22 protein-coding genes and 1 riboswitch are annotated in these 25,439 nt (G+C 72.0%); of the genes, 10 read left to right on the forward strand and 12 right to left on the reverse strand.

Annotation, left to right across the window (positions count from 1 at the left end; genetic code table 11):
• Window positions 1–11: 11 nt before the first annotated feature.
• From O3438_RS12390 to O3438_RS12405, 4 genes are all read right to left on the reverse strand, one after another.
• Window positions 12–860, reverse strand: a complete 849-nt coding sequence (locus tag O3438_RS12390) for a C39 family peptidase (protein ID WP_269680102.1) — start codon at window positions 858–860, stop codon at window positions 12–14.
• Window positions 861–1,092: 232 nt separating this feature from the next.
• Window positions 1,093–1,234, reverse strand: a riboswitch (cyclic di-AMP (ydaO/yuaA leader).
• Between the two features lie 285 nt (window positions 1,235–1,519).
• On the reverse strand, window positions 1,520–2,290 hold the full coding sequence (locus tag O3438_RS12395) for a hypothetical protein (protein WP_269680103.1): 771 nt from the start codon (window positions 2,288–2,290) through the stop codon (window positions 1,520–1,522).
• Between the two features lie 131 nt (window positions 2,291–2,421).
• On the reverse strand, window positions 2,422–2,808 hold the full coding sequence (locus tag O3438_RS12400; protein ID WP_269680104.1) for a hypothetical protein: 387 nt from the start codon (window positions 2,806–2,808) through the stop codon (window positions 2,422–2,424).
• Window positions 2,809–2,901: 93 nt separating this feature from the next.
• Window positions 2,902–4,113 (reverse strand): acyltransferase family protein, encoded by a 1,212-nt coding sequence (locus tag O3438_RS12405; RefSeq protein ID WP_269680105.1) that lies wholly within the window; start codon window positions 4,111–4,113, stop codon window positions 2,902–2,904.
• Window positions 4,114–4,422: 309 nt separating this feature from the next.
• Here O3438_RS12405 and O3438_RS12410 point away from each other — a divergent pair, with 309 nt between their 5' ends.
• Both O3438_RS12410 and pseI read left to right on the forward strand, forming a co-directional pair.
• Entirely contained in the window at window positions 4,423–5,598 is a 1,176-nt protein-coding gene (locus tag O3438_RS12410) for a glycosyltransferase family 2 protein (protein ID WP_269680106.1), read from the forward strand.
• Between the two features lie 133 nt (window positions 5,599–5,731).
• Window positions 5,732–6,784, forward strand: a complete 1,053-nt coding sequence (pseI, locus tag O3438_RS12415) for a pseudaminic acid synthase (RefSeq protein WP_269680107.1) — start codon at window positions 5,732–5,734, stop codon at window positions 6,782–6,784.
• A gap of 423 nt (window positions 6,785–7,207) precedes the next feature.
• Here the strand turns inward: pseI and O3438_RS12420 are convergent, their stop codons facing one another.
• Genes O3438_RS12420 through O3438_RS12435 form a run of 4 tightly spaced genes read right to left on the reverse strand, consistent with a single transcriptional unit; the run spans window position 7,208 to window position 9,899 of the window.
• Window positions 7,208–7,663: a hypothetical protein gene (locus O3438_RS12420; protein ID WP_269680108.1), complete on the reverse strand. Its 456-nt coding sequence runs from the start codon at window positions 7,661–7,663 to the stop codon at window positions 7,208–7,210.
• Complete coding sequence (locus tag O3438_RS12425; protein WP_269680109.1) at window positions 7,647–8,393, reverse strand: SDR family NAD(P)-dependent oxidoreductase; 747 nt, start codon at window positions 8,391–8,393, stop codon at window positions 7,647–7,649. Before O3438_RS12425 ends, O3438_RS12420 begins: the two co-directional genes overlap by 17 nt.
• A complete protein-coding gene (locus O3438_RS12430; protein WP_269680110.1) occupies window positions 8,386–9,651 on the reverse strand; it encodes an AMP-binding protein in 1,266 nt (421 codons plus the stop codon). Before O3438_RS12430 ends, O3438_RS12425 begins: the two co-directional genes overlap by 8 nt.
• The gene (locus O3438_RS12435) at window positions 9,648–9,899 is read right to left on the reverse strand and encodes an acyl carrier protein (RefSeq protein WP_269680111.1); all 252 of its coding nucleotides are present in this window, start codon (window positions 9,897–9,899) and stop codon (window positions 9,648–9,650) included. Before O3438_RS12435 ends, O3438_RS12430 begins: the two co-directional genes overlap by 4 nt.
• A 100-nt stretch (window positions 9,900–9,999) precedes the next feature.
• Between O3438_RS12435 and O3438_RS12440 the strand changes: the two genes are divergently transcribed.
• Complete coding sequence (locus O3438_RS12440; RefSeq protein WP_269680112.1) at window positions 10,000–10,509, forward strand: GNAT family N-acetyltransferase; 510 nt, start codon at window positions 10,000–10,002, stop codon at window positions 10,507–10,509.
• 103 nt (window positions 10,510–10,612) lie between these two features.
• Here the strand turns inward: O3438_RS12440 and O3438_RS12445 are convergent, their stop codons facing one another.
• Window positions 10,613–12,349 (reverse strand): hypothetical protein, encoded by a 1,737-nt coding sequence (locus O3438_RS12445; protein ID WP_269680113.1) that lies wholly within the window; start codon window positions 12,347–12,349, stop codon window positions 10,613–10,615.
• A 365-nt stretch (window positions 12,350–12,714) separates the two neighbouring features.
• Here O3438_RS12445 and pseB point away from each other — a divergent pair, with 365 nt between their 5' ends.
• The 7 genes from pseB (at window position 12,715) to O3438_RS12480 (ending at window position 20,050) form a co-directional block, all read left to right on the forward strand.
• Complete coding sequence (pseB, locus tag O3438_RS12450; RefSeq protein ID WP_269680114.1) at window positions 12,715–13,698, forward strand: UDP-N-acetylglucosamine 4,6-dehydratase (inverting); 984 nt, start codon at window positions 12,715–12,717, stop codon at window positions 13,696–13,698.
• Window positions 13,695–14,852, forward strand: a complete 1,158-nt coding sequence (locus O3438_RS12455) for a DegT/DnrJ/EryC1/StrS family aminotransferase (RefSeq protein ID WP_269680115.1) — start codon at window positions 13,695–13,697, stop codon at window positions 14,850–14,852. The genes pseB and O3438_RS12455 overlap by 4 nt, the downstream gene beginning before the upstream one ends.
• Before the next feature lie 10 nt (window positions 14,853–14,862).
• The gene (locus O3438_RS12460) at window positions 14,863–15,711 is read left to right on the forward strand and encodes a hypothetical protein (protein ID WP_269680116.1); all 849 of its coding nucleotides are present in this window, start codon (window positions 14,863–14,865) and stop codon (window positions 15,709–15,711) included.
• Window positions 15,701–17,524, forward strand: a complete 1,824-nt coding sequence (locus O3438_RS12465) for a class I SAM-dependent methyltransferase (RefSeq protein ID WP_269680117.1) — start codon at window positions 15,701–15,703, stop codon at window positions 17,522–17,524. The genes O3438_RS12460 and O3438_RS12465 overlap by 11 nt, the downstream gene beginning before the upstream one ends.
• Window positions 17,521–18,288, forward strand: a complete 768-nt coding sequence (locus tag O3438_RS12470) for a glycosyltransferase family protein (RefSeq protein WP_269680118.1) — start codon at window positions 17,521–17,523, stop codon at window positions 18,286–18,288. The genes O3438_RS12465 and O3438_RS12470 overlap by 4 nt, the downstream gene beginning before the upstream one ends.
• Window positions 18,285–19,346: a PseG/SpsG family protein gene (locus O3438_RS12475; RefSeq protein WP_269683634.1), complete on the forward strand. Its 1,062-nt coding sequence runs from the start codon at window positions 18,285–18,287 to the stop codon at window positions 19,344–19,346. Before O3438_RS12470 ends, O3438_RS12475 begins: the two co-directional genes overlap by 4 nt.
• A gap of 68 nt (window positions 19,347–19,414) precedes the next feature.
• The gene (locus O3438_RS12480; protein WP_269680119.1) at window positions 19,415–20,050 is read left to right on the forward strand and encodes an alpha-ketoglutarate-dependent dioxygenase AlkB; all 636 of its coding nucleotides are present in this window, start codon (window positions 19,415–19,417) and stop codon (window positions 20,048–20,050) included.
• A 25-nt stretch (window positions 20,051–20,075) separates the two neighbouring features.
• On the opposite strand, the gene O3438_RS12485 is transcribed toward O3438_RS12480, so the two are convergent.
• The 3 genes from O3438_RS12485 to O3438_RS12495 all read right to left on the reverse strand — a co-directional run bounded on the left by O3438_RS12485 (window position 20,076) and on the right by O3438_RS12495 (window position 25,402).
• Complete coding sequence (locus tag O3438_RS12485; protein ID WP_269680120.1) at window positions 20,076–20,594, reverse strand: TrmH family RNA methyltransferase; 519 nt, start codon at window positions 20,592–20,594, stop codon at window positions 20,076–20,078.
• Window positions 20,595–20,828: 234 nt separating this feature from the next.
• Window positions 20,829–23,312 carry a DNA gyrase/topoisomerase IV subunit A gene (locus O3438_RS12490; protein ID WP_269680121.1) on the reverse strand — a complete coding sequence of 828 codons (2,484 nt, stop codon included), beginning with the start codon at window positions 23,310–23,312 and terminating at the stop codon, window positions 20,829–20,831.
• Between the two features lie 32 nt (window positions 23,313–23,344).
• On the reverse strand, window positions 23,345–25,402 hold the full coding sequence (locus tag O3438_RS12495; RefSeq protein ID WP_269680122.1) for a DNA gyrase/topoisomerase IV subunit B: 2,058 nt from the start codon (window positions 25,400–25,402) through the stop codon (window positions 23,345–23,347).
• Window positions 25,403–25,439 lie beyond the last annotated feature (37 nt).

Consider the following 25,439-nt stretch of genomic DNA (forward strand, 5'->3'; position numbering starts at 1 on the left):
GCGTGCCTGGGTCAGGCGGAGTAGCCCCGGCTGGCGATCCAGTTGGCCAGGTCGATGGTGGTGATCCAGTACGACGGGTCGGCCGCGTTGGCCGAGTCGGCGATCCGGACGGTACGGCCGTTGTCCTTGTAACCCACGACGGCGATGTAGTGACCGCCACCGTAGGAGTGGTAACCGCCGTCGGTGTCGACGGCGTCGCCGACGACGTTCGCGACCACGCCACGGCCGTCGGTGATGGCCTTGACGACGTCGGCCTGGAGCCGGCCCATCTGGGCCGGGCTGGGGGCGCCGGCGAACATCCGGGTCCGGTACGGGGCGCCCTTCACCTCGGCGTTGAGGACCCGGGTGGTGTCCTCGGCGGAGTTGGTGCCCATCTCGGTGGTGCCCAGCTCGGCGCCGAGCTCCTCCTGGGTGCGGTCGATACCGGCGGCACTGAGGGCGTTCCGGGTGGCCGCCGGGCCGCAGTTGTAGTACGTGTTCTGCGCCTCGTAGTCGTAGTCCAGCACCTTGGTCGCGGGCGGCTTCGGCGGCGTCGGCTTACGGGTGAGGTCGGGGTTGGCCTTGGCCTTGGCCGCCGGCGACGCGGCGGTGGTGGCCGGAGCGGCGGTGCTCGGCGCGGCGCTTGCCGACGGGGACGCCTCACGCACCTCGCCGCGGGAGGCGGCGACGTCGCTGCGCATCTCGGCGACAGTGGTCGCGGTGCGCTGGCCGGCGGGTGCGTCGTCGGCGGTGGTGAGCAGGGCGCCGGTGGTGGTGGCGATCGCGAGGGCCGCAGCCGAGGCGGCAACGATCTGGTACGGGCGCTCGGTGGCGAAACGGCGGAGCTGACGCTGCAGGGTGTGCTTCACGGGGTCCTCCACGGATCGGGGGGAGAGCGGCACACCGGCGACCGGACCGGTATCCGGGCAGGCGCCAGCGCGCGGACCGTGGTCCGCGGATGGTGAACCGCTCAGGGGAACGCCCGGCGTGGCCGGGCGGTTAGGCGATGACCCGGGGGTCAGCTCACCGTCACTGGACGAATGAGCGGGGGCACCGCTGCGCCGTGGAGGCGAGGGAACAACCGAGGGGTGGAAAGGTGCTGCACGAGGATGGAACTCCTTCCGACACCGCCTACCGGGTTAGCTGACGGATTCGGGCGGGAAGATCGCCCTACCGCGGGCTCTGGCTCGCGGATTCACCCCGGACTTACTGGTGGGTCCCCGGTTCGTTCATCACGATTGAGCGGGTCGGCGCGGCGTCGCCTCTTGCGATCGGTTACCGCACCGGACGGGACGACAGTACTGGCCCGTCCGCACCCCTGCCAAGCCAGCACCACCTGCGTAAACCTGAAATGGAGCGGCAATTTCTGCGCGTATTGCCGATGACGTGACTCGATGGGACAAGCGGTTACGGTGACGCCTACGGTCGACAACCGGACAGGCCGCCGAGAATGCGACCAGATTCATCGGAAGATTCGCGCCGATCGTGCCGGACGCCCGAATTCCGGTCGGCGTGAGCCGGCTCACGTCACGGATCGGGCTCAACTCGCCCGCGCCGGCCGCCACCGCGCCACCAGAGCGGGTCGGAACGCACCGGTCACCGCTCGCCGCGCGGGCAGCGGGTTCGGTCGCAGCCGGGCCGCCGCCGCGCAGCTCTCCGTCGCGAGTGCTCGCGCTGAGTCGGCAGCCAGTTCCGCGTCCCGCCAGGCAGCCCGCTCCCGGAATGCGGCGGCCTGGTAGTCGGCCAGCCGGGTGTCCCGGATCGTCCGGCTGAGCAGCACCTCCTGCTCGACCGGGTGCCGCCGGGGATCCCAGCCGCGCCGGTGCGCGAACACGTCGCCGAGTTGCGCCATGCTCAGGTCACCCCGCCAGTACGCCGTCATCGCGGCCCGGTGCAGGTAGCGCTCGCGGGCGGCGTACTCGGCCGGCGTGTGGGGGGTCTGCGGGGTGGGCAGCGCCTCGGCGCCCGCGAAGCGACGGGCGGCGGTGTCCGCCTCGTCGTACGCGGCCCAGGCCCGTTCCATTTCCTCCTGAGCGGTCAACCAGTCAGCACGTCGCCGCTGCGCGGTCCGGGCCGCCCCGGTCGCGGCGACCGCCACCTCCTCGGCGTACCGGCGCATGTCGGCGGCCTCGGCGGCGGCCACCTCACGAGCGGTGAGGGCGGCCGTGTGCGGGTCGTCCGGGGGTGTTTCCCGCTCGGGGCGGGCCACCAGCAGGGCGAGTACGCCCAGGGCCAGCAGGAACAGGGTGGACCAGATGGCGGCGGCCTGCGGCACCTCGGTCACGAACTGGTAGAAGACAGCGGTCTCCATGGTCGGCACCTCGGGAGAGAGCGATGCGATGGGGAGCCCCACCGCCACCGGGCCAGGGCGGAGCACGGGCCGGCGGGGCGCGGAGCTGGTGGGTCGACAGGCGCGGCGGGCGGGACGCTCGTCCCGGTCACTCAGCGCCCGGGTGGCGCCCGGGGTGCCCGGCTGCTCGGGCCGTGGACCAGGGGCAGCCGGTCGGAGTCGGCCACGCGCACCGGCCGCGGGCCGGTCGGTGCGGCGGCCTGGGCGCCGGGCGGAGCCGATTGCGGGTCGACCGACCACGCTGGGGAGGACTCCTCGACGGGCTCCCCGGTCGCCGCCTGCGCCTCGTGCACCGCCCCCTGTGCGCAGGTGGACGGGCAGGTCGCCGGGAGTGATCCGAGGGCAAACGGGGTTGGCACGGCGGCCGAGGCCGGGCCCGCGCCGAGCGCCAGGGCCGCGACGACGGCGAGGCTGGTCAGCACCCGCGTCGCCCAGCGCGCCACCCACCACAGCGGACAGGTGAACGCGACCGGAAGCACGACCTCACGCTACCGTCGTGCCGACCTTGACGCACCGACCACGGGCGTGTCGTCGCACGCCGCGCCGAACCCCACTGAGCAGGGTGGACGGTGTCAGCGCGAGTCGACGTACCGTGATGGGTCGTTGGTCTGCCCGCTCTCCCCGGCGGCGTCGGCCGGCGGGTCGGCGGCGGCGGGACCGGCCTCGCGTTGCCGCGGAACGGACGCCGACCGGGCCGGGCGGCGCGGTGCGAGTCGACGCATCATCGGCGTCTCCACGAAGCGGTGCAGCAGCCCGGCGAGGACCAGGTTCACCGCCAGGAAGCCGAGCACCACTGCCGGTCCGCGCCAGCCCGTGAACCCGGTCCCCCAGTCACCGCTCCACCGCAGCACACTCGTCATCACCAGGACGTGGACCAGGTAGAAGGCGAACGAGACCTCCCCGAGCCAGACCAGCGGACGGGACCGCCACGGTGAGCGCCTGTCCCGCACGTCGGCGTCCGCGGCGGCGGTGATCACCAGCAGGTACGCGACGGCGAGCAGCGTGGTCCACAACTCCGCGCGGATCCACTGCGCGGCCGCCACCCAGGTGCCCACGAAGACCAGGCTGGCGACGGTGAGCCCCGGGCCGCGCCAGAGACCCCGCCGCATCAGCTCGGCCGCCACGGCGCCCAACCAGAACTCCAGTGACCGTACGGGCGGGAAGATCTGGGTGAACCACCACCGGCTCACCTCCGGCACCAACTGCTGGGCCGGCCAGAGCGCGAGGATCAGCAGCGGCAGCGCCACGATCAGCACCCAGAGCAGCTTCGGGTTGGCCCGGCGTAGCAGCGGCAGCGCCAGGGGCAGGCACAGGTAGAAGAAGAACTCGCAGGAGAGCGACCAGCTCACCGTGTTGACGCTGTAGAACCAACCCATGCGCGGGTCCCACGCCTGCAACAGCAGCAGGTTCTCCAGCGCGACCGCCGGCAGGACCGGGTCGGCGAACCACCAGGCGACCAGCAGGGCCGCACCCCAGAGCACCACGTGGTTCGGGTAGATCTTGGCAACCCGCCGCCGCCAGAAGGTGCGCCGGGAGTCGCCGACGCGGGCCGACCAGACCAGCACGAAACCACTGAGGATGAAGAAGAACTGCACCCCGGACAGGCCGAGCGTGAACAGCGCGTCGACCACCGCCTTGTAGTCCGGTTCGGCGATGATCCGCATGGTGCCGGCGTGGAAGCCGAAGACCAGCAACGCGGCGATCCAGCGCAGCCCGGTCAGCGAGGGCAGCCGGGCGGGCGTGCCGGCGGGCCGGGCGGTCGACACCGCAGCGGCGCTGGTCATGCCGGGATCCTGAAGATCCGCAGGGTCACCAGCACGTCCGTATCCTCCTCGGCGCGGCGTCGGACGACGCGACGGCGACGCCCGCGACGGCCCGGCAGGGCCGCACCGAGGCACCCTACCGGGTCACTCCCGGGTGAACCGGACGTGTCCCGCCCGCCGACGGCGCTACGGGCACGCCACGGTGGCCAGATCGGTGGGCTGCGGGCCGGCCGCCGTTAACCTCCCGCTCGGGGGGAGTTCAGGGACTCCACCATCGGCGGTCACGTCAGGTTCCGGGTTCGGCCACCCTGACCGTCAAAGGTGGCGGGCGTGGTCAATGAGCCGACGCACGCACCGCTGCTGAGCATCGTCGTGCCCGTGTACGGCGTCGAGGCATACCTGTACCAGTGCCTGGAGTCGATCCGGGCCGACATCCCGGCGGGTGAGTCGGACGCGGTCGAGATGATCGCCGTCGACGACGCCTCCCCGGACGGCTGCGGCGACATGCTCCGCTCCTACGCCGCCGGCCGCGACGGTGTCCGCGTCGTGCACCTGAGCAGCAACGTGGGCCTGGGCCTGGCCCGCAACGCCGGGCTCGACGTGGCCACCGGCCGGTACGTCTGGTTCGTCGACAGCGACGACTGGTTGCCGCCGGGCACGATCCCCGCGGTGCTGGACCGGCTGCGCCAGCACGAGCCCGACGTGCTGATGCTGGATCACCTGCGGGTGCACGAGGACGGCCGCCGGGAGGTCGACGCGAGCAGTCACCTGCTGCGCGGCATCCCCGGCGTGACACGCCTCGACGACCAGCCGCACCTGCTGCGGGTGCAGCACACCGCCTGGAACAAGGTGGTCCGGCGAGACTTCCTGGACCAGTTGGAGCTGCGCTTCTTCCCCGGCTGGTACGAGGACATCCCGTTCAGCCACCCCCTGCTCATCGGCGCCGAGAAGATCTCCGTGCTGGACCGGGTGTGCTACCTGTACCGGCAGGGTCGGCACGGCGCGATCACCTCCACCCGCAGCGGCCGGCACTTCGACGCGTTCGCCCAGTACGAGCGGCTGCTGGACTGGGTCGCCCGCAAGCACCCGGACGAGCGGTTGCAGGCCGAACTGTTCCAGCTGATGATCAACCACTATCTGGTGGTGGTGGGCAACGACGGGCGCCTGCACCCACACCTGCGGCGGGACTTCTTCCACCGGGCCGCCGAGCACTACCGCCGGTACCTGCCCGCCGGTGGCTATCCGCTGCCGCCCGGCGTGACCGGGCTCAAGCACCGCCTCGTCGGGCGCGGCGACTGGCTGGCGTATTCGGCTCTGCGCCAGGCGCACCGGGTCGCCGGTCGCCTGCGTCGCACCGGCCCGGCGGGCGGCGTCGACTCTGGTTCCGGCTCGGTCACCGCCGACGACGACCCGGGGCGAGGGGCGGGCACCGCGACGACAGGTGACGGCGAGGTCGTCACGACCGCCCAGCGGCACGACGCGCTGGCCGGGAGCCGCCGGCAGTGAACGCCGCCCCCGCACCACACGCCGGGAGCCGGGTCGGCTCCCGGCGCCCTGGTTTTCCAGGTCGTCCACCCGCCGGGCGGACGACGACAGCACCACCGCACCACGGTGCGGGCGTACCTGAGCAGAGGTCGGAATGACGGCGACAACAAAGATCGGACCGCACGCGGTCGGTGCCGGGGAACGACCGTTCGTGGTCGCCGAGATGTCCGGCAACCACAACGGGGATCTGAACCGGGCGCTGGCCATCGTCGACGCGGTGGCGCAGAGCGGGGCGCACGCGCTGAAGCTCCAGACGTACCGGCCGGACACCATCACGATCGACGTCGACACCCCAGCGTTCCGGATCTCCAACGGGCACGAGTTGTGGGGCGGGGAGAACCTGTACCGCCTCTACGAGCGGGCGCACACCCCGTACGAGTGGCACGCCCCGATCTTCGAGCGGGCCCGCGAGCGCGGCCTGACCGTGTTCTCGTCGCCGTTCGACGCGACTGCCGTGGAGCTGCTGGAGTCGCTGGACGCGCCCGCGTACAAGATCGCTTCTTCGGAGTTGGTCGACCTGCCGCTGATCCGACTCGTGGCGAGCACGGGCAAGCCGATGGTGATCTCCACGGGCATGGCGACGGTCGCCGAGATCGACGCCGCGGTGCGGACCGCCCGGGACGGTGGCGCGGCGGGCATCGTCCTGCTGGCCTGCACCGCTTCCTACCCGGCGCCGCCGGCCGACAGCAACCTGCGCCGCATTCCGGTGCTGGCCGGCGCGTTCGACGTGCCGGTCGGGCTGTCCGACCACACGCCCGGCATCGGGGTGGCGGTCGCCTCGGTGGCGCTCGGCGCCTGCTTCATCGAGAAGCACGTCACGCTGGACCGGGCCGACGGCGGCGTGGACTCGGACTTCTCCCTGAACCCGGCGGAGCTGACGGCCCTGGTGGCCGAGTCCGGTCGCGCGTACGCGGCCATGGGTGGCACCACGATCGGCCCGACCCCGGCCGAGCGGGAGGGTCTGCGGTTCCGCCGTTCGCTGTTCGTGGTCGAGGACGTACGGGCCGGCGACCCGGTGACTGTCCACAATGTTCGCTCGATCCGGCCGGCCGGCGGGCTGGCTCCCGTGGAGATCGACCGGGTCCTGGGTCGCACCTTCACCACCGACGTCCCGCGCGGCACCCCGCTGAGCTGGGCCCTGATCTGACCGCCGACGCAGGCTGGGCTGTCGACGCTGGCTGGGCTGAGCAGCGCGCGCAGCCCAGCCCCGGTGCGGCGGAGGCGAGCGGGTGCGGTCCGGCCCGGCGGGACTTGGCTGGGTGCCTGTAGAGCTGCCCCGAATATGGGGCGGGCAACACGGCTCCCACCAGCAACCACCAGGATGCAGCTCCGTCGTTCAGGGCTGCGACGAGCTGCGAAGCCAACGACCCGCGAGCCCGCGCGCCTGCCCCACCTGTGGGGCAGCTCTACAGGCTGCGCCGGTACCAACGGCAGGCCGGACGTCACACGCGGCGGCACGTCGCCACGCAGCGGTCGTGGCGGCGAGTCGCCACCTAAGGCCTGTTTCATGAGGGCGGTCGAGCCGAGGCGGAGTCCGGACGGCAACCGGCCAGTTCTTATGAAACAGGCCCTAGCGGTCCAGCCGACTCGCCGCCACGGAGCCGGGTGCGGGGGCGAAGCCTACGGTTACCACCAGGTCGGCCACCCGCAGGGTGCGCCAAACCGCCGACCCGTCGGCCGGCGTACCCAGGCCGTGGAGACGCCACCAGGCCGCGACCGGGACGTCGGCCAGCTTGCAGCAGCACTCGGCGCGGGTCCACCGCGCCCAGAAGTCCTCCACCCCGAACCGGCGGCCCAGCGCGGGAGGCACCGGCGCGTCCGCTCGTTCCGCGTCGATCGCCACCCGCCACCCAGGCGTCGTCGGGCCGTACCAGCCGACGCAACGGCCGTCGTCGAGGTGACTGCGCGTCACCGCGTCGGTCAGGTCGGCGGGGACGCCGACGCGCAGATGCCGCCCCGCGGCGGCCAGCAGGCCCGACACCGGGCGGGGCCGGGCCCGCCGGTCCAGGTCAGATGGCGGCGGCACCGTCCACCACGATGACCTGGCCGTTGATGTTGGTGTGCTCGCGCAGCAGCATCCGTACCACCGGGGTGACCTCCTCCGGCTCGGTCAGGTGGCCGGTCGGCGTGCGGCGCACGATCTGGTCGAGCTGGGTCGGGCCGAGCACCGCGGACATCTCCGAGGCGAAGAAACCGGGGGCGACCGAGTTCACCAGCATCCGGCCGCCCAGCTCCCGCGCCAACGAGCGGGTGGCGGCGTCCATGCCGCCCTTGGTGGCCGAGTACGCGACCAGGCCCGGAAACCCGCGCTGCCCGCAGATCGAGGTGATGTTGACGATCCGCCCGCGTAGTCCCTTGGCGAGCATCCGGCGGATCACCAGCCGGGTCAGTTGCAGCGGGGCGGTCAGGTTGGTCTCGATGATCCGGGCGATGTCGTCGGTGGCGGTGTGCGCGTGCAGCGAGTCCTGCCCCATCGCGGCGTTGTTGACGATGCCGTCGATCGGGCCGAGCCGCTCCTCCGCCACGCGGACGAAGCTCTGCGCGGCGCGCAGGTCGGTGACGTCCACCGAGCCGACGTGCACCCAGTCGGGGTGCTCGGCGGCGAGCTTCTCCAGCTCCGGGGTGACGGTGCGGGCGAACGCGGCCACCCGTACGCCGGCGTCGAGCAGGTCGGTGACGATGGCCAGGCCGAGCCCGCGCGAGCCGCCGGAGACGAGGACCACGGAGCTGGGTGGGACGAGCTGGGTGTCAGACATCGCTCTTCAGGGTCTCCTTGACGGGAATCTCGGTCAGTACGCGGATCCGGCGCGGCACCGCGTACTCGGGAAGTCGGTCGGCGCACCAGCGGACCAGCGCGGCCTCGGCGGTGTCCGGGTGCTCGGTGGGGGCGAGGACCACCTCGGCGACCACCATCCGGCCGAGCACCGGCGCGCGGCGGCCGGTGACGCGGGCCCAGGCCACCGCCGGATGCTCGGCCAGCACACCGCGGACCACGCCGGCGGAGACCTTGCTGCCGCCGACGTTGATCTCGTCGGAGTCCAGGCGGCCGGTGATCAGCACCCGGTCGTCGCGCACCTGCACGCGGTCTCCGGTGCGGACCGGGCCGGCCAGCCCCGCCCCGTGGAACGGGGAGGTGACCACCAACTCGTCGTCCACCACCGAGAGCGTCGGGCGGCCCGGAGTCTCCCGGTCCAGCCAGTCGACCGGGAACCCGGCCTGCCCGTCGTGCACCACGATGGACGCCCCCACCTCGGAGGACGCGTAGATCCAGGAGATCCGGGCGGCCGGGAAGACGTCCCGGAGCTGGTCCAGGATGGCTTGGTCCACCGGCTCGCCACCGAGGGTGATCTGTCGCAACGGCACCCGGGCCAACCCGGCGGCGTCGCGGTAGAGGGTGCGACGCCAGAAGGTGGGGGTGCCGGACGCGGCGTCGACGCCGTGCGCGGCGCCGACGGTGGGCCAGTCGTCCAGCTCGTCGGGCTCGACCACCACCAGGTGCTGGCCGGGCTGGGTCAACGACAGGGTGACGACCTGCCACCAGGCGTACGTGCCGGGGGCGTACGGGCAGAGCCACGTCCGATCGGGCTGGTCGGCCCGCACCGTGGTCAACGAGTCGAGGGTGTGCCCGACCCGCTTGGGACGCCCGGTCGAACCCGAGGTCAGCAGCCAGAGCCGGCCGGGTTCGGCGGCTCGCGGCCGGGCCGGGACACTCGGGTGCGCACCGTCGTCGTCGAGGACGCTGACGGTGAAGCCGGCGTCGAGCAGCTCTGCACGCATCGCCGCGTCGACCCGACTCGCGGTGCTGAGCAGCAGCTCGGTGCCGTACACGGCGTGCTGCCGAGCGGCGGTGAGCGCGTGCACCGCGGAGTGGGCGAGCACCGCGCCGGGGTCGGGGAGGACCGGCAGCGGCAGCGTGCGCCAGGTCAGCGTGGCGCCGCCGACGACGAGCCGGTTGTCGACGCCCGCCGGCTCCGGGCCCGCCGGTGGCCGGTGGCCCGCCGTCGCGACGGTCACTGGTGCTGCAGCTCGACGAGGAAGTCGAGAACATCCCCGACGGTGGCGATGCCGCGCAGGCCGGGTGCGTCGAAGTTGAGCTCCTCCCCCGTCTCGTCCTCCACCCGCAGGGCCAGCTCGGAGAAGTCCAGCGACCGGAACCCGATCTCGCGCAATTGCGCCGCGTCGTCCGCGGGCAGTTGCTTGTCCTGGTTTTCGAGCACCTGAGCCATGAGGTCGCGAATCTGGGCGCGACTCAATTCGTTCATGCGCCGGAGTCTACAACCCAACGAATGCGTATCCGATGTGCCGGTAGGCCCGGGTAGGGTGCCGAGAACTGGCGTGAACAGATAAGAAAGCGAGACGCACGTGCTGCGCGAAGCGACAGCGGACGACGTTCACCTGATGTTGTCCTGGCGTAATCAGGAAACCAACCGTCAGGTCAGCAAAACCAGCCACGAGATCACCGCCGAGGAGCACGCCCGGTGGTGGTCGGCGGTCCGGGACGACCCGTCCCGGCGGGTTCTGGTGTACGTCCGAGACGACCGACCCTGCGGGGTGGTCACCTTCTTCGACCTGCGGTTGGAGGGCCCTCGAACGGGAGCGTGGGGCTTCTATCTGGACGCCGAGGGGCTGGACGGGCGGGGCGAGACGCTGCCCGCCTGGCTGGGGGTCATGCGGGAGGCCGTGGAGTACGCCTTCGACGGGCTGCACCTGGACCGTCTCGACGGCGAGGTGCTCGGCCACAATACCGTCGTACGACAGATGAACCGACGTTTCCGATTCGTCGAGGGCACTCCCCGGCAGGAGTTGTCCGACGGTCGGGAAATCACGGTGATCCCGATTTCCCTGGCCCGGGCGGACCGCCGTCAGCGCTGATTGCCGCACAAATTCCCAGGCCCGACGAAATTCATTAACCGGCCATGCTCCCGGTGGACATCCGCCGTTCACGAACGGTGCTGTCCACCGGGTGCGGGGTGGGTCAGGCGCGCCGCCAGGCCGCCCAGTGCTGCGTCGGGTTGCCGCCGAGCCGGACGAAGCCGTACGACGTGCCGTCCCAGTCGTCGGCCTGGCCGGGCGCCCAGCGGGCGAACACCACCTGCGCCGCGGCCGGCGGCTGCCCCAGGCCGAACCAGCGAACGTCGGTCCAGGTGACCTGGTGGCTGAGGTTGAACCGCAGGACGTAGTGCACGCCGGTCGAGGCCCACACCCGCTCGCCGGGGCGTACCCCGACGTCGGCCACCGAGGGAGTCGGCGCGGTGCTCGCGACGGCGGGCCGCACGATGCGCTGGTCGATCACCTGCATGGTCACCAGGTTGGCCACGACGAGCACGCCGAGCATCGGCATCCGCAGCCGGGGAACCAGGACGGTGGCGACCAGCAGCAGACAGCCGGCGATGCCGACCAGGGACCCGACCACGGGTCGCATCTCCCGCCACCCACCGGTCAACGCCACCAGGTCCGGTGCGCTGAACCCGCCGTAGCGCAGCTGGTGGCCACGGCTGGCCACGTACGCGAGCCGGACGGCGATCAGGGCGCCGCCGCCGACCAGGAGGGCCACCGCGACCGCCGCCCGACGCAGGACCACCCGGCGGCCGGCGGTGAGGACGACCCCGAGACCCACCAGCAGCCAGAACGGCGCCAGCATCTGCACGTAGCGGCCGTAGATCGCGTCCAGCGGTTTACCGGTGATGCCGGCCAGGATCACCGACGCTCCGCCGGCGACCCCGACGGTCACCACCAACGCCACGCCCATCGTCCAGCGGGTCGCGTCGCCGTGCCGGGGCCGCCACAGCTCCCGTACGGCGGAGGCCCAGGCCACTCCCGCCATTCCGAATGTGATCACCACGAGGTACCAGAGTTGGGTGGCGACGGCGGCACTGACCCGGACCACGCCCTGCGGGGAGGCGACCGCCTCGACCGTGCCACCGCCCGGGGTGCTGCCCAGCAGGTAGACCTTGTCGCCGAGGTAGCGGATGGCCGCCGCGTTGACCAGCGCCATGGCGAGCACCGGCAGCAGCGCCGCGAGCACCGCGGACGGGCTGATCCGACGGCGGACGAACAGCAGCAGGACCAACCCGACGTGCACCGCCACGATCGCCAGGCCCCGGGAGTGCAGCAGGTGGAAACCGCCGGCCAGCAGACCGACGGTGGCGGCGGCGAGCAGCCCGGGCCGTTCGATCCAGCGGTGCACGACGAGCAGCCAGGCGACCACCAGCGGCGCCATCACCGTATCGATCATGGCGACGCCGGCGTAGAAGGCGGTGGCCGGCAGGGTCGCGGCAGCGACAGCTCCGAGCAGCGCGTACGACCGGGGCAGCCGGAGCAGGCGGCGACCGAGCAGGTATGCCAGCGGCAGCAGCGTCGAGTTGATCATCGCGTTGATCAGCTGGACGATCCGGTAGCTGTCGGAGAAGTCCCGGTCCCCGAGGAACGCCGGCGAGATCAGCATCGGGTAGCCGACCCGACGCAGCAGGTCGTTCTCACTGCTGAAGCCGCCCGGGCCGCCGGCCAGAGCACGGGCGGTGTTGAGGTAGCTGTCCTCGTCGGTGTGCGCGATCGGCAACACCACGTGCCGGGACAACCACATCCGCCAGGCGACGCTGAGCACCCAACCGACGACCAGCACCAGCGGCACCACCCAGCGCCGAGCGGGTGCGGTGTCCGGTGTCGCCGCCACCACCTCCGGCCGTTCGATCACGTCGCTACCGGATGCCATCAACGCCTCCAGAACTGCCAGCCGGATCGGGCCCGCACGGACTCTGCGGGCAGGTGGGCCCGCGTCGGTGACGCTCGGGATGAACCGCCCGCACCAGGCGGTGCGGACGTGGGGTGAACGCGGGAAGCGGCTGCGAAGGAGGGCTGCCGAGTCTCCCGCGCGGCCACTGTAACGGCCGGAACCGGACTGGTCAGGCCGGTAGCGGTCCGGACGGAAGTGTTCGCCTGCGCGGTGCCCGGCATTCACGGGAGCAGGGGTCGTGGTTCACCGGCGAGCGCCGAGGAGTTAACCCGCCGTCGTTAGCGTCGCACCCCGGTCGGCCGGCCGAGGGCCGCTCGTTCATCCACGAACACGGGAGCACCAAATTGAGTGAGTTGAATGGATCGTCCATTCTGATCACCGGGGGAACGGGTTCCTTCGGCAGGACCTTCCTCCAGCACATCCTCACCGAGGCCGACCCCGCCCGCGTGGTGGTGTTCTCCCGCGACGAACTCAAGCAGTACGAGCTGCGTCAGCACCTGGGCGACGACCCGCGGCTGCGCTGGTTCATCGGCGACATCCGGGACCGGCACCGCCTCACCCGGGCCATGCACGGTGTCGACCACGTGGTGCACGCCGCCGCCCTGAAGCAGGTGGACACCGCGGAGTACAACCCCTCCGAGTACATCGCCACCAACATCACCGGCTCGCAGCACGTCGTCGACGCCGCGATCGAGGCCGGCGTACGGAAGGTCATCGCGCTCTCCACCGACAAGGCCTCCAGCCCGATCAACCTGTACGGCGCGACGAAGCTGGTCGGCGACAAGCTGTTCGTCTCGGCCAACCACTACGCCGCCCAGCACCCCACCCGGTTCGCCGTGGTGCGCTACGGCAACGTGGTGGGCAGCCGCGGCTCGGTCGTCCCGCTGTTTCGCCGCCTCGCCGCCGAGGGCAAGAGCCTGCCGATCACCGACAAGCGGATGACCCGCTTCTGGATCACCCTGGACCAGGCCGTCCAGTTCGTCATGGACTCGTTCGACCAGATGCAGGGCGGCGAACTGTTCGTGCCGCGCATCCCGAGCATGCGCATCCTCGACCTGGTCGAGGCCGTGGCCCCGGACGCCACCACCCACGAGGTCGGCATCCGCCCGGGTGAGAAGCTGCACGAGGAGATGATCGCGCCCGACGACAGCCGGCGGACGCTGCGCGCCGACGGCCGGTTCATCGTCCAGCCGACCATCGCCACCTGGGGATACCAGCCGCCGGTCGACTGCGACCCGGTCCCGGACGGCTTCGCCTACCAGTCGGACACCAACGACGAGTGGCTCACCGTCGAGCAACTGCGCGACATGCTCGGCATCACCGCATGACGGGGATGCTCCCGTACGGCCGGCAGTCGGTCACCGAGGAGGACATCGCCGCCGTCTCCGACGTGCTGCGCGGCGACTGGCTCACCACCGGCCCGCAGGTGGACGCCTTCGAGGCCGACCTCGCCCGGTGGACCGGCGGAGTGGACGTCACCACCGTCTCCAACGGCACGGCGGCGCTGCACGTGGCGTACGCGGCCGCCGGGGTGGGACCGGGTGACGAGGTGGTCGTCTCGCCGATGACGTTCGTGGCGACGGCCAGCAGCGCCGCCGCCCTCGGCGCGACGATCGTGTTCGCCGACGTGGAGGACGAGACCTTCTGCCTCGACCCGGCAGCGGCAGCCGACGCCGTCACCTCGCGTACCCGGGTCGTCGCCGCCGTCGACTACGCCGGCCACCCCGCCGACTACGACGCGCTGCGGACGTCGATGGTGGGCTCCGACGCGTTGTTGCTCGCCGACGCGGCGCACTCGATCGGCGGCACGTACCGCGGGCGACCGGTCGGCTCACTCGCCGACCTGACCACCTTCTCGTTCTTCCCGACGAAGAACCTGACCACCGCCGAGGGTGGCGCCGTCGCGGCGCTCGACCCGGCCGTGCTGAAGCGGGCCCGCCGTTTCCGCACCATCGGCCTGGTCCGCGACCGCGCCGAGTTCCGCCATCCCGACGAGGGCGGCTGGCACCAGGAGGTGCACGAGTTCGGGTTGAACTACCGTCTGCCCGACGTGCTGTGCGCACTGGGTCGCAGTCAACTGCGCCGCCTCGGCGAGTTCAAGGCGCGCCGGGCCGCGCTGGTCGCCCGCTACGACGAGGCACTGGCCGACCTGGACGGTGTGCTGCCGCCGAACCGGAAGTCGTGGGCCGACCCGGTCTGGCACCTCTACCCGATCCGCGTGCTCGACGGGCGTCGCCGCGAGGTGTACGACCGGATGCGGGCCGCCGGCATCGGCGTCCAGGTCAACTACGTCCCGGTGCACTGGCACCCGGTCTTCGCCGACCTGGGCTACCGACGCGGGTCCTGCCCGGTGGCCGAGTCGTTCTACTCGCAGCAGCTGTCGTTGCCGCTCTACCCGGGGCTCAGCGACGCCGACCAGGATCGCGTCATCGACGCGCTGACCGCGGCCCTGCGGGCCGGCTCGGTGCGTACCGCCGCCTGATGGGAACCTGATGCACCACGCCAACCACTTCTACGGTCACGCGCACGTGCTGGCCCGCTACGCCGGCCTCGGCGACCGGCACCCACCGCGGATCAACGGGTACGTGCAGCACGGCTGGAACATCGGTGACGGCCTGGCACCCGGCCACCCGTACGCCGACCGCACCCCCAGCCTGCTCTGGTCGGAGCAGACCCGCCGACGGGCCTGGTCGGTGGGCCGCCGCAACGTGGTCGTCATCGGGGCCCCGTTCACCTACCTGCTGGCCATGCGCCCCGAGGACCCGCCGGCCGAGGAGCGGGAGGGCACCATCTGGTACCCGTTCCACGGCTGGGAGGGCCAGCACGTCAAGGGCGACCACCGTAAGTTGATCGCCCTCATCCAGGCCACCGAGCCGGGCCCGGTCACTGTCTGCCTCTACTGGCACGAGTACCGGATGCGCAACGTCCGCCGCCTCTACGAACGGGCCGGGTTCCGGGTGATCTGCCACGGCTACCGGGGGCACTGGTGGAAGGACACCGACCCGGAGTTCCTCGACAAGCAACTGACCGAGCTGCGTCGGCACCGGCGGGTAGCATCCAACCGGCTGACCAGCGCGATCTTCTACGGCATCGCCGCGGGTTGCGAGCCGGCGGTCTACGGCGACCCGATGATCCTGTCCAACGAGGACCCGACCTTCGGCGGCACCGCCCGCATCCGCCGCCAGTGGCCGGAGCTGCACGGCACCGCTGTCGATCTGCCCACGGCCGTCCACATCGCACACTCCGAGCTCGGCATCGACCACCGCTGCGCGCCGGCCGAGCTGCGCGAGCTGCTCGGTTGGGCGAACCTCCAGGAGGAAGAGGACGACCGTGACGACTGAGACGGCACCCGCCGGCCGCATCACCCTGCCGGGCGGCGAGATGCTGGCCTGGTCCGACCTGCCGCAGCAGCGGTTGGCCGAGGGTGGCCCCCTCGCCGCCCTCGCCGCCCGGCTCGTACCTCCCGGCGCCCGGGTCCTGCTGGCCGGGCCGCACGACCCGGCCCTGCTCGACCAGTTGGGCCGTGCCGAGGTGACCTGCCTGCTCCGCAGCCACCCGGACGCGGTGGCGCTGGCCCCCCGGGCCGCCCACGTGGTGGTGGGTGGTCCGGCCGGGCTGCCCGACGACGAGACGTACGACGTGGTGATCGCCGCCGCCGGCCTGGACCCGGTGGAGTCGGTGGAGGGCACCCGGCTCGGCTGGAGTGGCGTGCTGGCGCGACTGGTCGCCGCCGTGCGGCCCGGTGGCGCGCTGCTCCTGCGCCTGGACAACCCGCTCGGTCTGCACCGACTCGTCTCCACCACCCCCTGGTACGCGTCCCGGGACGACTCCGCCTGGACGATCGGTGGAGTGCTGGACCGCGGCCACCCGGCCAACCGCGACCAGCTCCGTGACCGGCTCACCGAGGCGGGGCTGCGACCGACGGCGTGCTGGGCCGCGTACCCCGATGCCGGCAGCCCGACCGCCCTGCTCGACGCCGACCACCTCGACCGGGACACCGGATCCGGCCTCTTCGACGCCGTGTTGCACGGTGCCTGTGCGGGCGGCTCCACGAGGGACACCGTGCTCCAGGACCCGGCGCGGCTGGCGGTGGACGCGCTGCACGCCGGACGCGCCGCCGACCTCGCGCCGGGTTGGCTGGTGCTCGCCCACCGACCCGCCCACACCGGGGACCATCCGCCGGCCGCCGACGTCGACCTGCCGGTGGCGTTGATACAGACCGGCCGCCCCGGGATCGGCGTGTCGGAGGTGCTGCACGGCCCGTCGGGTTGGCGTTGGGGGCTCACCCCGACCACCGGCACGCGCGTTGCGGCCGCCGCGCCGTTCGCCAGCCGCGAGGCCGCGTACCGGGACGCGGACGCGTTGTCCGGGCCGGTGCCGTCCGGCCGGCTGCTGCGTACCCTGCTGCTCGATGCGGCCCTGCGCCGCGACCTGGCGACAGTGCGCACGCTGCTGCACGGGTACGCGAGCTGGCTCGCCGACCAGGCCGACGGCGACGGCCGGATCGCCGGGGCGGCGGCGCTGGCCGGAACCGACAACGTGGTGGTCGACGGCGAGCGGTACGCGGTGCTCGACCCGAGCTGGCGGGCCACCGGCGCGTTGCCGGCCGACGTGGTGCTGGCGCGCGGCCTGTGGCGTTTCGCCGCCGGTCTGCTCACCGGCGGGTATGCCCACCCGTGGTCGTCCACCCTCGACGTCCCGGGTCTGACGGTGGTGCTCGGCGGCCTCGCCGGTCGCGACCTCGACCGCGCGACCGTCACCGAGGCGGTGGAGACCGAGGCCGCCATCGCCGCCGCCCTGCACGGGTTGGACCTCGACGGCAGGATCAACCTCGCCACCGACCTGCGGACCGTCGCACCGACCGATCCGCCGATCGGCTCGCGCAGCTACCAGCAGCTCCGCGAGGCGTGGCTGCGCCAGCGCGAGGAGATCACCCGGCTGGCCGCGTTGACCGCGTGGACCGAGGAGCTGCTCACCTCGCGGGAACGGGCGCTGCGCCGAGCCGAAACGACGATCGGTCTGCTCAGCGGCTCGATCAGCTACCGGGTCGGCCGGCTCGCCATCACCCCGGCACGGTTGGCCAAGCGGGGTGCCCGGGCCGCGAAACGGCGGGCCACCGCCGTGCTCGCGCCGAAGCAGGAGGAGCAGCAGTGACCGGGACGGCGGCGGCGGACCACACCGACGCGGCACCCCGGATCACCGGCATCGTGCAGGCGCGAATGGGGTCCTCCCGACTGCCCGGAAAGGTGCTCCGCCCCCTCGCCGGGCGTTCCGTGCTGGGCCGGGTGGTCCGGGCCGCCGCCGACAGCGGCGTCCTGACCGACCTGGTGGTCGCGACCAGCACGGACACCATCGACGACGACGTGGTGGCCGAATGCGAACGGCTGGGCGTGCCGTGCCACCGAGGGCCGGTCGACGACGTGCTGGACCGGTTCCTGGGTGCGCTCGCGGCGCACCCCGGGGATGCCGTCATGCGGTTCACCGCCGACTGCCCGCTGCTCGACCCGGAGATCATCACCCTGGTCGCGTCGGTGTACCGGGCGGTCCCCGGGCTGGACTACACCAGCACGTCGATCGCGCGTACCCTGCCCCGAGGGTTGGACGTCGAGATCATCCGGGCGGAGACGCTGCGCACCGTCGGCCGGCTCGCCACCGACCACCACCGGGTGCACGTGACGTCGTACGCGTACACCCATCCGGAGCTGTTCCGGGTGCTCGGCGTGACGCTCACCCCAGACCGCTCCGGGCTTCGGCTGACCCTCGACACCGAGCAGGACTGGGCACTGGTCAGCGCCATCGTCGACCACTTCGGTGACGTCAGCGTGCCGCTGTCGAAGCTCACCGACTGGCTCGACGGGCAACCCCACCTGCGGGCGCTCAACGCCGACGTACGGCAGAAGCGGTTGGAGGAGTCCTGAGCACGCTACGGGTCGGGTTGCGCTGCGACGCGGGGCCACGACGAGGCGTCGGCCACCTCGTCCGCTGCCTGGCGCTCGCCGAGGAGTTCCTGGCCCGAGGCGCCCACGTGGCCGTGTTCGGCACCGTCGAACGGCTCGGCTGGGCCACCGCCGAACTCGCCGCACGGGGCATCCCCCTGCACCCGGGCCCGGACACACCGGACGGGCTGGTCGAGGCAGCCCGCCGACACGAGCTGGACGTGATGGTCCTCGACTCCTACGAACTGGACGCCGCCGGGGCGGGCGCCCTCCGCGACGCGGGTGTGTTTACGCTCGCCGTGATCGACGGGGACAGCCGAGGTCAGGTCGCCGACCTCTACCTGGACCAGAACTTCGGAGCGCAGCTACCGGAGCTGCCCGGACGGCTGCTCGCCGGCAGCGGGTACGCCCTGCTGCGCGACTCCGTGATCACCGCCCGACCACCGGTCCCTCCGTCCCCCACGGCGGTCAGCCGCCCCCGGGTGCTGGCCTTCTTCGGCGGGACGGACGCCGTCGGCGCGGCCCCGGTGCTGACCCGGGTGCTGGTGGCCACCGGCCATCCGATGGACCTCACGGTCATCGTCGGCCGACCGGAGGTCGAGGCCGAGGTGGAGGACGTCGCCCCCGGCCGTGGGCAGGTCGTCCGACCGGTTCCGCCCACCACCTCGCTGCCGACCCTGATCACCCAGGCCGACCTGGTGGTCAGCGCCGCCGGCACGTCCACCTGGGAACTCTGCTGCCTCGGCGCACCCGCCGCCCTGGTCTGCGTGGTCGACAACCAACGCGAGTCGTACGCCCGCGTGGTGCGGCACGGTCTGGCCGCCGGGCTCGGCGAGCTGCCGGAGCTGACCGCCGCCGGAGTCGCCGGACGGGCCGCCCGTGCGGCCGCCGCGCGGACCCTGCACGGGCTGCTCAGCTCGGCGCGGCGGCGCGCGACCCTCGCCGGCCAGGCGTGGTCGACGGTCGACGGGCAGGGCCGGGCGCGGGTCGTGGACGCGGTGTTCGACGCCGTCCGCCCACCTACCGCCGCGACGCTGTGATCGACTCCAGGTCGGCGGCGCGACGTCCGACTAGCACTGGTGTACGAAAGTGCTGCTAGGGTGGCCGTATGACGCAGGCCGCCTATCAGCCGTCGATGCTCGACCTGACCGACGCCGGGCCGACAGTCGGGCGGCTGCCCGGCCAGATCCGCCGACACCAGCTCAGCCGGGGCGCGTGGGTCGACCACCTTCCCGGCTGGGTGCACGGTTCCGACACGGTCCTCGACACCCTGCTGACCGAGGTGCCCTGGCGGGCCGAACGACGCACCATGTTCGACAACGAGGTCGACGTGCCCCGCCTGCTCTGCTGGTACGACGCCGACGCTCGACTGCCGCACCCGGTGCTCACCGAGGCCCGGGCCGCACTGACCAGGCACTACGCGCCGGAACTGGGCGAGCCCTTCGTCACCGCCGGCATGTGCCTCTACCGCTCCGGTCGGGACAGCGTGGCCTGGCACGGTGACACCATCGGCCGCTCCGCACACACCGACACCGTCGTCGCGATCGTCTCCTTCGGCGCACCCCGCCCCCTGCTGCTCCGCCCACGCGGCGGTGGCGACAGCCTGCGCTTCCCGGTCGGCCACGGCGACCTGATCGTGATGGGCGGCTCGTGCCAACGCACCTGGGAACACGCCATCCCGAAGACCACCCGCCCGGTCGGCCCCCGGGTCAGCGTCCAGTTCCGCCCCCACAACGTCGCCTGACTGCCCTCTCGTTCGAAACGCGCCCTCAGAGCATGCCGGCGAGTTTGTAGAGGACCAGCGAGCCGGCGACGGCGACGTTCAGGCTCTGGCCATGCCCGATCATGGGGATCTCCACGGCCGCGTCCAACTGGTCGAGGACCTCAGGCGGGATGCCGCTCGACTCATGTCCGAGCAGCACCACGGTGCGCCCCCGCGCGGCAGGCAGGTCACCGAGTCGGACGGCCTCGTCGGCCAACTCCACCCCGAGAATCCGGGCGCCACCGGCCCGTTCGGCGGCCAACCACCGCAGCGGACTGCCGACCCGGTGGACGCAGCCCGGCCGGCGCAGCGTGTTGCCGCGGGCGAGGGCCTCGTCCACCCACCGGAACGGCGGCACCGCCAGGCAGGCGCCGACCGCGTCGCAGGTCCGCAGCAGAGTACCCAGATTCGCACCGTGTAGCGGCCACAGTGGAGCGGCGATCAGGTGCCCCCAGCAGCGGTGTTGACGGGCTCGGCGGGCGGCGCGCACCTCGCGCGGCGGCCGAACCCGGATGGCGGCGCTCACGCCGCGTCGGCGACTCCGCCGGACAGGAGAGAGTTCATGTGTGAGGTGCTTGGCGGCGCACCCGGGCCATCGTCGACAACAGAACCCTCATCCTAACGTCCGGGCCGACCCCCGCCCAAGACCAAGATCCGCACAGCGTCAGGGACGTTGCTGTCTCCGGCACGTCAGAGGCAGCAACATCCCCGACGTTGCGCGGATCGTGAGGCCAGGCGCGTCGGGCACGCCTGGGGGCGGTCAGTCGCGTTCGATCAGGTGGCCTACCACCGTCGGGCCGAGCATCACCGCGAAGCCGGAGCCGTCGCGGCGGGGGTCGGCCGCCGGCAGTTCGACCGGCTCACCAGTGCCGGTCGCGCCGACCGGGCGCGGACCCACCCAGGCGACCGCCACGTCCGTCTCACCCTTGAGGAAGCGGTGCGCGCGCACGCCGCCGGTCGCCCGGCCCTTCGCCGGGTACGCCTTGAACGGCGTCACCTTGACCGTCGCTCCGGTGGAGGTGACGACCATCGGCTCACCATGCCCCGGGTCGTCGGTACGCACCGCCCCGAAGAACGCCACCCGCGCCCCGGTCGGCAGGTTGATGCCGGCCATCCCACCGCCCTTGAGGCCCTGCGGACGGACCAGCCCGGCGGAGAAGCGCAGCAGTGCCGCGTCCGAGGTGACGAAGGTCAGCGTCTCGTTGCCGTCGGTCAGCCAGGTCGCCCCGACCACCTCGTCGCCGTCGCGAAGACCGATCACCTCGAACTCGTCGGAACGCACCGGCCACTCCGGAGCGCAGATCTTCACCACGCCCAGCCGGGTGCCCAGGGCCAGCCCCGGTGAGCCCTCCGCCTGCCCGCCCAGCGGGGCCAGGCCGACGACGGTCTCCCCCGCCTCCAGCGGCACCAACTCCGCCGCGGACATGCCTCCCCGCAGCGACACGGTGCCGGCCTGCTCGGGCAACACCGGCAGCGGCAGGACGTCGACCTTGAAGGCCCGACCTGCGCTGGTCAGCAGCAGCACCCGACCACGGGCGGTGGAGTGCACGATGGCGCGTACCGTGTCGTGCTTGACCCGGCCGTTGCGTCGGCGCCCCTCGGCGCTCTCCTCCGACTCGGCCGCCGTCCGGGCGACCAGACCGGTCGCGGACAGGATGACCTGGCAGGGGTCGTCGGCGACCTCCAGCGGGCCGGCCGGCGCGGACGCGGCCAGCACCTCCTTCAGGTCACCGTCGACAAGTGTCGTACGCCGTTCGGTGCCGAACTGCTTGACCACCGCCGCCAGCTCGTCGGAGACCACCTTCCGGAGCACCCGCTCGTCGTCGAGGATCTTGCTCAGCTCGGCGATCTCGGCGCGCAGCCGCTCCTGTTCGGTCTCCAACTCGATCCGGTCGAACTTGGTCAGCCGGCGCAGCGGAGTGTCCAGGATGTAGGTGGCCTGGATGTCGGAGAGACCGAACCGGCTCATCAGCCCGTCCTTCGCGGCCTGCGCGTCGTCGCTGCCCCGGATCAGCCGGACCACCTCGTCGATGTCGAGCAGCGCGATCAGCAGACCGTCGACCAGGTGCAGTCGCTCCTGACGCTTCCGCCGGCGGTACGTGGTGCGCCGGGTGACCACCTCGTACCGGTGGGCCAGGAAGACCTCCAGCAGCGCCTTCAGCCCCAGCGTGCGCGGCTGCCCGTCGACCAGGACCAGGTTGTTGACGCCGAACGACTGCTCCAACGGGGTCAGCCGGTAGAGGTCGGCGAGCAGCGCCTGCGGGTTGACGCCCACCTTGCACTCCACCACGAGGCGGGTGCCGCTCTCCCGGTCGGTGAGGTCCTTGACGTCGGCGATGCCGGTCAGTCGCTTCGTCTTCGTGACCTCGTTGGTGATCGCCGCGATGACCTTCTCCGCGCCGACGCCGTAGGGCAGCTCGACCACCGTGATCGCCTGGCGACCCCGGCTGCCCTCGATCGGGCCGATCTCCACCTTGCCGCGCATCCGCACCACGCCGCGCCCGGTCTCGTAGGCACGGCGCACCTCGTCGAGGCCGAGCAGCACGCCACCGGTGGGCAGGTCGGGGCCGGGGACGAACTCCATGAGTTTGTCCAGGGTGGCGTCCGGGTGGTTGATCAGCCAGCGGGCGGCCTGGACGACCTCGGCGAGGTTGTGCGGGATCATGTTGGTGGCCATGCCGACGGCGATCCCGGACGCGCCGTTGACCAGCAGGTTGGGGAAGGCCGCCGGCAGCACCGTCGGCTGGGTCAGCGAGCCGTCGTAGTTGGGCTCGACGTCGACGGTGTCCTCGCCCAGCTCACCGACGAGCAGCATGGCCTCGCGGGACATCCGGGCTTCCGTGTAACGGCTGGCAGCCGGACCGTCGTCTGGGGATCCGAAATTTCCATGTCCGTCGATGAGTGGCACGTTGAGCGAGAAGTCCTGCGCGAGGCGGACCATCGCGTCGTAGATCGCGGTGTCGCCGTGCGGATGGTACTTTCCCATCGCATCTCCGACAATTCGGGCAGACTTCACGTGCCCTCGGTCGGGTCGGTAGCCCTGCTCGTACATCGACCAGAGGATGCGCCGGTGCACGGGCTTGAGGCCGTCGCGGGCGTCGGGCAGGGCGCGGGAGTGGATGACCGAGAACGCGTACTCCAGGTAGGAGTCGGAGACCTCGGTGACCAGCGGGTTGTCGAAGACCCGGGCGCCGGCCTGGTCGAACGAGGAGAGGTCGACCTTGTTTTCCTTGCGGCGTGCCATGACTCAGCTCTCCCCTAGAACACAACAGGTGATCATGCGTCGATCGCTTCCCGGTCGACCCGGTCGGCGGAGTCGATCAGCCAGTTGCGGCGCGGCTCGACCTTCTCGCCCATCAGCAGTTCGAGGATCCGCTCGGCGGCGTCGACGTCGTCGAGGGTGATCCGGCGGACGGCGCGGGTGGCCGGGTTCATCGTGGTGTCCCACAACTCGTCGGCGTCCATCTCACCGAGACCCTTGAAGCGCGGGATGGGGGTGACGATCTGCTTGCCGGCCTTCTCCAGCTTGCGGACCGTCGTCTCCATCTCGACCTGGGTGTAGGTGTAGACCGTCTGCGGATTACGCCCCCTGGTGGTGATCTTGTGCAGGGGCGGCATCGCGGCGTAGAGCCGACCGGCCTCGATCAGCGGGCGCATGTAGCGGGCGAAGAGCGTGATCAGCAGCGTACGGATGTGGGCACCGTCCACGTCGGCGTCCGCCATGATCAGCACGCGGCCGTAGCGGAGCGCGGAGAGGTCGAACGTGCGCCCCGAGCCGGCACCGAGGACCTGCACGATGGCGGCGCACTCGGCATTGTCCAGTACCTGCTGGAGGTTGGCCTTCTGCACATTCAGGATCTTGCCTCGGATCGGCAGCAGCGCCTGGTATTCCGACGAGCGCGCCATGCGGCTCGTCCCGAGGGCGCTGTCACCCTCCACGATGAACAGCTCGCTGCGGTCGATGCCCGTCGCGCGGCAGTCGACCAGCTTCGGCGGCATGGACGCGCCCTCCAGGGCGGTCTTGCGCCGGGCGGCGTCCTTCTGCTGTTTCTGCGTGAGCCGGACCCGGGCCGCGTCGACAATCTTCTGCAGGACGGTGCGCGCCTCGGCCTTGGTGCGCCGGTCCTCCAGCCAGGCCTTGACGTGGGCGTCGACCAGACTCTGGATGACCTTGGTGATGCCGGTGGTGGACAGCTCGTCCTTGGTCTGGGAGGTGAACTGTGGCTCCGGGATGCGCACGTGCACCACGGCGGTCATCCCCTCCAGGACGTCGTCCAGGGTGGGCGGCTCCTCCTTGGCCTTGAGTAGGCCGCGGGTGTTGCGGACCGCGTCGGCGAGGGAGCGGACGAGGGCCCGCTCGAAGCCCTTGCGGTGGGTGCCGCCGTGCGCGTTGCGGATGGTGTTGGTGAAGCACTCGACGGTGCGCTCGTAGCCGGTGCCCCACCGGAACGCCACCTCGACCTCGGCGCGGCGCTGCACGTTGGACTGCATGACGCCGTTGGCGTCGGCGGCGTTCTCCCGGTAGGTGCCCTCGCCGTTGACCAGCAGAGTGCCGGAGACCGGCCGGTCGCCGGCCGGGGCGAGGAACTCCACCATGTCACTGAGCCCGTTGGGGTAGTGGAACCGCTCCTCGACGGGCGTCTCGCCGGTCAGGTCGCGCAGCAGGTATGTCACTCCGGGCACGAGGAACGCCGTGTTGCGCAGCTTCATGCGGACCGCGTCGACGTCGAGCGCGGCGCCGGTTTCGAAGTAGCGGGCGTCGTGCCACCAGCGGATCGAGGTGCCGGTGCGCTGCCCGCGCTTCACGGCGCCGACGACCTGGAGCCCGGGCCCGGCGGTGAAGGGCGCGTCGGGCCCGTCGCCGTCGAAGATCCCCGGCACGCCGTGCCGGAACGACATCGTGTGAATCTTGCCGCCGCGGCGGACTGTCACGTCGAACCGGCGCGAGAGCGCGTTGACCGCCGAGGCGCCCACACCGTGCAGACCGCCGGAGGTCTTGTAGCCGGAGCCGCCGAACTTGCCGCCGGCGTGCAGCCGGGTGAGCACCAGCTCGACGCCGGAGATGCCGGACTTGGCGTGCACGTCGGTGGGGATGCCCCGGCCGTCGTCGTCGACCTGCACGGAGCCGTCGGCGTGCAGGATCACCTCGACGATGCTGGCGTGACCGGCGACACCCTCGTCGGTGGAGTTGTCGAGGATCTCGTTGACGAGGTGACCCACGCCACGGCTGTCGGTGGAACCGATGTACATGCCGGGCCGCTTGCGGACGGCGTCCAGCCCCTCAAGGTGGGTGAGGTCATCGGCCCCGTACAGGGTGTCAGGCTCTGCGGTCAACTGGTCGTACTCCCCGGTCTCGGCGGTGTGCAGCCGG

This window comes from Micromonospora sp. WMMC250 (assembly GCF_027460215.1).
Taxonomy (GTDB): Bacteria; Actinomycetota; Actinomycetes; order Mycobacteriales; family Micromonosporaceae; genus Micromonospora; species Micromonospora taraxaci.

Excerpts from the sequence above, each read along its gene's own strand:
- O3438_RS12480 (WP_269680119.1), top strand. The coding sequence starts at position 19,415 with ATGACGCAGGCCGCCTATCAGCCGTCGATGCTCGACCTGACCGACGCC.
- O3438_RS12405 (WP_269680105.1), bottom strand. The coding sequence starts at position 4,113 with ATGACCAGCGCCGCTGCGGTGTCGACCGCCCGGCCCGCCGGCACGCCC.
- O3438_RS12435 (WP_269680111.1), bottom strand. The coding sequence starts at position 9,899 with ATGAACGAATTGAGTCGCGCCCAGATTCGCGACCTCATGGCTCAGGTG.
- pseI (WP_269680107.1), top strand. The coding sequence starts at position 5,732 with ATGACGGCGACAACAAAGATCGGACCGCACGCGGTCGGTGCCGGGGAA.
- O3438_RS12455 (WP_269680115.1), top strand. The coding sequence starts at position 13,695 with ATGACGGGGATGCTCCCGTACGGCCGGCAGTCGGTCACCGAGGAGGAC.
- O3438_RS12490 (WP_269680121.1), bottom strand. The coding sequence starts at position 23,312 with ATGGCACGCCGCAAGGAAAACAAGGTCGACCTCTCCTCGTTCGACCAG.
- O3438_RS12460 (WP_269680116.1), top strand. The coding sequence starts at position 14,863 with ATGCACCACGCCAACCACTTCTACGGTCACGCGCACGTGCTGGCCCGC.
- O3438_RS12395 (WP_269680103.1), bottom strand. The coding sequence starts at position 2,290 with ATGGAGACCGCTGTCTTCTACCAGTTCGTGACCGAGGTGCCGCAGGCC.
- O3438_RS12425 (WP_269680109.1), bottom strand. The coding sequence starts at position 8,393 with ATGTCTGACACCCAGCTCGTCCCACCCAGCTCCGTGGTCCTCGTCTCC.
- O3438_RS12445 (WP_269680113.1), bottom strand. The coding sequence starts at position 12,349 with ATGGCATCCGGTAGCGACGTGATCGAACGGCCGGAGGTGGTGGCGGCG.